The 6,819-nt window shown below is 60.4% G+C and carries 4 protein-coding genes; 1 reads left to right on the forward strand and 3 read right to left on the reverse strand.

Going from position 1 to position 6,819, the window contains the following annotated elements; genetic code table 11:
* Positions 1–41 precede the first annotated feature (41 nt).
* A complete protein-coding gene (locus JKL45_RS30610; protein WP_201865225.1) occupies positions 42–1,073 on the reverse strand; it encodes a matrixin family metalloprotease in 1,032 nt (343 codons plus the stop codon).
* Between the two features lie 77 nt (positions 1,074–1,150).
* Entirely contained in the window at positions 1,151–1,615 is a 465-nt protein-coding gene (locus tag JKL45_RS28945; protein WP_201865226.1) for a peroxiredoxin, read from the reverse strand.
* Between the two features lie 161 nt (positions 1,616–1,776).
* Here JKL45_RS28945 and JKL45_RS28950 point away from each other — a divergent pair, with 161 nt between their 5' ends.
* The gene (locus JKL45_RS28950) at positions 1,777–5,241 is read left to right on the forward strand and encodes a YhdP family protein (protein ID WP_201865227.1); all 3,465 of its coding nucleotides are present in this window, start codon (positions 1,777–1,779) and stop codon (positions 5,239–5,241) included.
* Between the two features lie 56 nt (positions 5,242–5,297).
* On the opposite strand, the gene tyrS is transcribed toward JKL45_RS28950, so the two are convergent.
* Positions 5,298–6,560: a tyrosine--tRNA ligase gene (gene tyrS / locus JKL45_RS28955; protein WP_201865228.1), complete on the reverse strand. Its 1,263-nt coding sequence runs from the start codon at positions 6,558–6,560 to the stop codon at positions 5,298–5,300.
* Positions 6,561–6,819 lie beyond the last annotated feature (259 nt).

Genomic DNA, 6,819 nt, shown 5'->3' on the forward strand with positions numbered 1-6,819 from the left:
GCAAAATCGAAGGCGGTGATGCGCCTGATATCCCAATCGTCTCAACGAGATCGGGATTCTTCACGGACGACGATGTAGTCGTCCTCATCTGTCGCAATGCCGTAGTCGGTAAAACTGTCCCAATCGAGCTCTCCCGCAGGCAGCTTCGTGAAAACTGCCGACGCCAGATAGATCGAATCATCCTCATCGAAGTGAATAATCTTATCAACATTCGCTACGGGATCGAGTGGTGTATCGAATAGGAAAACATCCTCGCCGAAACCACCGTGCAACGTGTCATTTCCCATACCGCCGTTAAGGGTGTCGTTACCATCGTAGCCGAAAAGTCGGTCATTCCCGCCACGGCCCTGAAGCACATCCTTCACGCCTGTTCCGTGGATCCTGTCCGCGCTTTCCTTCCCAATTTGGGTCAGGGTCTCCGTTCGCTTGCTCCATGACCAAGACGCGACATGTTTGCCATCGGTCTTGGACGATCCGTAAAGCTCCTTTATGGCCAGCTTATCCAACCGACCCAGCTTGGTCGGATAGACTTCGCTCTCACCATTGTCGTAACTCATGACAGTGTTCTTGGAATGATCGTCCGCTTTGCTCAGCTTCTTCTTGTTGTATGGCGACGTGTGAAACGGATGCTTAAGCCCGAGAGCATGCCCGATCTCGTGAAGTAAAACATAGGTTTTATACGAGGCGTTCTTGAAATCCGGCTTGTACTGGGTGTTGAAATGCACATTGCCAGCCCCGTACACACGGTCGAAAGCCTCGCCTAAATCGCTGTCATCCGGCGTGTAAAGCTCTGGAAACTCGGCATAGGCCACAGTTGTAGTGTCGAAATAAGGAGTATACCAACCGAATGTGATTTCCGCATCGGCACTCTTCGTCTCGAGGAAATGTATTCCGCAAGCGTCACCCCACTGCTTGAGAGCGTAGCGAGCCTGCTTCTGGTCCGCTGTATTGAAGCGCTTCTCACCCATCGCTGGAGCAAACGAATAGGTTAGGAAGATCGGCGTCTTCTGCGGTTTCAGAGTCGGCTCGGAGTTCCAGTTATAGCCCGTCAGAATGGCCTTATGGGACGGCATTATCGATAACTCGCAAAGGAAGGAATTATTTCATCCGTAACGTAACTTAATTACTTATATTTGCAACCCCTGGATAACTATATGCTTCGCGCCACCGCCAGAACCTCCTCCACGTGGCCCGGCACCTTCACCTTGGACCAGACCTGAGCAATGATGCCATCGCGGTCGATCAGCACCGTGGTGCGTTCGACCCCCATGTATTTGCGGCCATACATGCTCTTCTCCACCCAGACGCCGTAGGCCTGCAGCATGGCCGTGGCTTCATCGGAGGCCAGGGTGAAATCCAGCCCGTACTTGTCGCGAAACTTGTCGTGGCTCTTTAAAGTGTCGGGAGAAATTCCAATGATTTCCGTATCGGAAGCCATGAATTCGGCTTTCAGTGCCTGGAAGTTCTGCGCTTCCAGGGTGCAGCCGCTGGTGTCATCCTTTGGGTAGAAATACAGCACGGCCTTGCGGCCCTTCAGCCCGTTGAGACTGATCTCCCGACCATCTGTCGCAGGCAGAGAGAAGTCCGGAGCTCTGGTTCCGATGCTAAGGGACATAAAACGCCTTCCTTTTGGCGGAATGTACTGTTTGGAAACCTCTGGTGTGCACGACTGAAGGGGAAACAGTCGCGGGACGCTCCCAAGGCGGTTAAGGTCACACCTCTTGATTCCCTGAACGGCGCTCATGCGCAAGAACCGGATTGCCAAACGTCACAAGAATGAAGCTGCCCCTGCGTAATACGTTGCCCCGGCGAGACCCGGTCAAGCGAAGCCTCCTCCGGCGCGTGTTGCGTGGCACTCTCTATGTGAAGCTTGGGCTGATTGTATTCCTGACGGCTGCCTTCGGGTTGCTTTATCTGCGCCTCTCGGCCGCTCCCATGAGCTTTGGCCGTCTGCCCGAGCGGGTCGCGGAGGCGCTGGCGGCACGCATCGGGCCTGGCTGGACTGTGACGCTGCGCAATACGGCGATCGAGCTGCATGACGGCTCGCCGGCGCTTCGGGCGAACGGTCTCGATATCCGCGCCCCCGGCGGCGACCTCGTGCTCCGAGCCCCTTATGCCATCTTGAGCGCGGACCTGAGCTCACTCCTGACCGCCAATCTCCAGCCCAAGGCGATCGAGGTTCGGGATCTGCAATTGCGGATCAGGGTGAACCGGGACGGCTCGCTATCCTTCTCGCCCGTTCAGGGAACGGATGGCGAGGCAGACCAACCCACCCCCACCATACTTGAGCCTTCCAAGGAAGCGGCCGCCTCGATGGCTCGTGACGTGAACGGACCCTCTCCCGTTTCCGGTGCGGTCGGATCGCTGCTCGAACTCATCGTCGGCCCCGGAAGCGTTCTGAACTCGCTCAACCAGGCGCAGCTGACCAATGCGCGTCTCGTGTTCATCGATGCGGACGGTCGCGAGCGGGCCCGCTTCCAGCGCGTCGATGCTGCCTTCGACTGGACGGAGAATGGCGGCCGTCAGTTCGCCGCAACGGTCGAGGGACCGCAAGGACCCTGGCAGCTGAACGGCGACGCCACTGTAGAAGGCAAGGATTCATACCGTGCCAGCATCGTGGCCGAGCGGGCGCCCATCACGGATATCCTGCTGCTCACCGGCGCCTCCGACGTGCCGGCGAGCACGGATCTCGAGTTCTCCGGCCGGTTCGACTTGGGCTTCGCGGAAGGGCGCGTGACGGAGCTGAAGACGCGGCTGGAGAGCAGCCCCGGCACGATCCAGATCAGGGACGAGGACACCTCTCCGTTCCCGGTCGACAAGGCCGTGATCGAGGCTCATTGGGACGAATCCGCGAAGGCTCTTGAGCTCCAGCGCATCGAGGCGAAGGGTGGGGACACGAATCTGCAGCTCCAGGGCCGTCTGCAGATTGCCAACGGGAATAATCCCTGGCGCCTGAACCTGGGCGGTCGGGATATCACTTGGTCGGGTGCCGCGGCAGGGGACCGGCCCCTTCAGGTCAGCGAGGTTGTGGCCGATCTTTCCGGGCACGACGGCATCAGGATCAACGGGATCACGTTGAAAGGTCCGGATCTGTCCGCCCGCATCAGCGGCCTCGTGGCGGCCACCGCCGATCCTAAGGCGTTGAAGCTCGACGTTCAGGCCGAGAAGACCGACATCCGCTCGGCCCTGAGGGTCTGGCCAGAAGCGGTGGCTCCGCCGGTCAGGCTATATCTGGTGTCCCACCTGAAGGCCGGATTGCTTGAATCCATCGATCTCAAGGTCGCGATGACCGGTGCCGACATTGAAAAGGCGCTGAACGGCGGCCCGACGCCTGACGAATCCTTGAAGATTGATTTCGCCGTCTCCAATGGCACCTTGCAGGTCGATGAGGGCATCCCGCCGATCTCCGGCATGAACGCGACCGGCCACGTTACCGGAATGAAGGTGCTGGTTCGCGCGCCCACCGGGCTCGTGCAGATGGCGAACAATCGATCTTTGTCGGCCTCCGAGGGTGCCTTCGTCCTCGACAATTACTGGGACGATAACGGGGTGGCGCGCATCGACTTCCGTCTCACGGGTGGTGCCGACGGGCTCGGTGCGTTGCTGCTGGAGCCACGGATCAAGGAGCTCGCAGGCTTCAATATCGATCCCGCCACCATGAAGGGCAGGGCGGATCTGCGGGTGGGCATCGGCCTGCCTGTCCATGACATTCCCGAGTTCAAGGATCTGCCGCTGAAGGTCACTGGTACGATCAACGACTTCGGCGTCGATGGCTTCTTCGGCAAGGATCGCCTGGAGGGCGCCGATCTGACGATCGCCTATGACCGGGGCGATCTCTCCGTCAAAGGCAATGGCAAGCTCGCCGGCAGCGTGGCCGCCATCGATCTTCAGAAGAACCCGCAGGGCGGACAGGCCAGCGTGGCCTTCTCCCTTGATGAGGCCGCACGCGGCCGGCGCGGGTTGTCCTTCGGATCTCAGCTGACCGGGACCGTCGGTCTCAAGGCGAGCTTGCCACTGGGCGAGAATGCGCCATCGGTCATCAACGTGGAGGCGGACCTCGCCAAGGCGGGTGTTGATCAGCTCGTTCCCGGCTGGGTGAAGCCCGTCGGCAGGCCCGGCAAGCTCAGCTTCACCATGGTCGAAGGACCGACGAGCGAGATCCGGGATCTGCAGCTCGACAGCGGCAATGTCCAGCTGCGGGGCCATGCAGCGCTCACCAACGATGGCGGCCTGGACAAGGCGGAGCTCTCCACCTTCAAGCTCTCGCCCGGCGACGACATGCGCGCTCAGATCGAGCGCGCCAACGGGGTCTACAAGGTCACGATCCGCGGCAATGTGGGTGACGTACGGCCTTTCGTAAAAGGCGGAGGAGCGACACCGTCAGGCGGTCGCAGCGCGGCGGCGAATAAGGACGTCAAGGATTTCGACCTTGATCTCAACCTCAACATCCTGACCGGCTTCAACGAGGAGGCGATCACCAACGCTTCCGTCAAAGCCTCCATGCGCAAGGACAGCCTACGCCAGCTGGACCTGAAAGGACGCCTCGGCGCAACCGACATTCTCGGCCGGACCATCCCTCAGAGTGGGGGCAGTCCGGTGGTGATCATCCAGGCGGAAGATGCGGGCGCGCTCCTGCGGTTCACAGATGTCTACAAGCGCATGTCGCGGGGCAATCTCATCCTGCAACTCTCCACCGGAGACGAGCCTCAGGCCGGGCATGTGATCATGCACTCCTTCGCGCTCGTCAACGAACCGGCCCTGAGCCGCATCATCCCGACCCAGACGCAGGTCGTCGCAGGGCGCGATCAGGCCGGCAAACCGCAGCTGGTTCGCGTGGATGTGAACGAGATCCAGTTCACCAAGGCCCGGCTTGAGTTCTCCCGCAGCGCCGGACGCCTCGACTTCAAGGATGCAGCCATCTGGGGCAACCAGATCGGGTTCACCCTGGGCGGGTTCATCGACTATGCCCGCGACCGTCTCGACGTGTCGGGAACCTTCGTGCCGGCCTATGGGCTCAACAACGTTTTCGCTCAGGTGCCGCTGTTCGGGCCGCTCCTCGGTGGTGGGCAGAACGAGGGGCTATTCGCCGTCAATTTCCGCCTGAACGGGCAGGCAAGCGCGCCGTCCCTGTCGGTCAATCCGCTCTCGGCGGTGGCGCCTGGCTTCCTGCGCAAGCTCTTCGGCGTGGGAGCCGAGCAGGCGCCGCAGACCGGATCGCTGCCAACAACCTCCGAACGCTAAAGCATCGGACCCAGAAGTGGACTGCACTTCTGGGTCCGCGCGATGCTCTAGACCGCTTACACGGCGCGCAGGAGGACGTGCTTCTTCTTGCCGAATGACAGCTTGATCACGCCCTCGGCTGTGACATCCGACAGGCTCAACGTGCCGCGCTCGTCCGAGACCGTCTGGTCGTTCACCTTGAGGCCGCCGCTCTTCACTTGCCGTCGCGCCTCGCTCGATGAGGGCACGAGCTTGGCGTAGTCAGGTCCGAAGGCTGCCAGCACGCCGAGCCCGCCTTCAAGCACATTGGACGGAATCTCGATGGTCGGCAGGCTCTCCGCCAGGGCACCCTGCTCGAACGTCTTGCGGGCAGTTTCCGCCGCCAATTCCGCTGCCTCACGGCCGTGGAGGAGGGCCGTTGCTTCGGTCGCGAGAACCTTCTTCGCCTCGTTGATATCGGCGCCTTGGAGCGCTTCGAGCCGGGCGATCTCGTCCATGGGCAGGATCGTGAAGAGCTTCAGGAAGCGGGCAACGTCCGCATCCTCGGTGTTGCGCCAGAACTGCCAGTAATCGTAGGGGCTCAACATGTCGGCGTTGAGCCACACCGCCCCGGAGGCTGTCTTGCCCATCTTGGCCCCGGAGGCGGTGGTCAGCAGCGGGCAGGTGACCGCATAGAGCTGCGGGGTGCCAAGGCGGCGGCCGAGGTCGATGCCGTTGACGATGTTGCCCCACTGGTCCGAGCCGCCCATCTGCAGGATGCAGCCGTAGCGCTTATTGAGCTCCGCAAAATCGTAGGCCTGAAGGATCATGTAGTTGAATTCCAGGAACGACAGCTCATGCTCCCGGTCGAGACGCAGCTTCACGCTGTCGAAGGACAGCATGCGGTTGACTGAGAAATGCCGGCCCACGTCGCGCAGGAATTCGATGTAATTGAGCTTGGTCAGCCACTCGGCATTGTCGACCATGATGGCGTCGGCCTTGCCCTCACCGAACGAGATGAAGCGCGAAAAGACCGTCTTGATGCTGTCCTTGTTGGCCTCGATCTGATCGACGGTGAGGAGCTTGCGGCTCTCGTCCTTGCCCGAAGGATCGCCCACGCGTGTCGTGCCGCCGCCCATCAGGGTGATAGGCTTTCCAGCCTCGGTCTTCTGCAGCCAGTGCAGCATCATGATGGAGAGCAGGTGCCCCACATGAAGAGACGGGCCGGTGCAGTCGTACCCGACATAGGTGGTGAGCCGGCTCTCCAGGGCTGCGGCGTCCACCCCCTCGAAGTCCGAGGTCTGGTGAATGAAGCCCCGCTCGGTGAGCACCTTCAGGAAGTCGGACTTTGGCGCGTTCATTATCTCTACTCCGAGCTGCTAAGGCGGAAACCTCAGCTAAGCTGAACTCACTCTGATTCTAGAAGGCAGGGTTGGAGGGGGATAGATGCCTTTTCTGGCGGGGTCATAACAGCATCATTCAAAATTTTCACGAAGTTTCAATTTGAAGGCTGCAACTCCTATAGGAATATTATTCTATGATTGCCTAAAGCGCTTTTGGTCTCAGTGTAGGGCATAGCCGGCATGCCTGATCCAGCCTTTGGCATCTTTTGCCGTGATG

It is taken from the genome of Microvirga soli (assembly GCF_016734765.1).
Classification (GTDB): domain Bacteria; phylum Pseudomonadota; class Alphaproteobacteria; order Rhizobiales; family Beijerinckiaceae; genus Microvirga; species Microvirga soli.